Consider the following 253-nt stretch of genomic DNA (forward strand, 5'->3'; position numbering starts at 1 on the left):
GTTTAAAAAGCTCTTCCATAATTTCAGTGTAATCTGTAGTCGCTTTGTAGGGCATGCGCAAGCAGGTAAAGAGGTCATGATCAAGAATGGTATTTAGTAAGGTTCGATATTCTGTCATACAAGGATCAGCATCTAAAACCAAATGATCCAAACCCCGAAGCAATAGCTGATTTAAAAATTCCGGATCCTTCAAAAAGTCTGGAGTAGTGACTAAACCACTAACCAGACCCAAATCTTCAAGGTGGGTTAATAA

Annotated in this window: 1 protein-coding gene; it reads right to left on the minus strand. The window is 38.7% G+C overall.

Annotated elements, in window-relative coordinates; all coding sequences use genetic code 11:
* The coding region (locus tag FQ664_RS27610) for a hypothetical protein (RefSeq protein ID WP_218570444.1) at positions 1-253 on the minus strand (253 nt) is incomplete at both ends.

This window comes from Pseudomonas persica, from assembly GCF_900291015.1.
In the GTDB taxonomy this organism is placed as follows: Bacteria; Pseudomonadota; Gammaproteobacteria; order Pseudomonadales; family Pseudomonadaceae; genus Aquipseudomonas.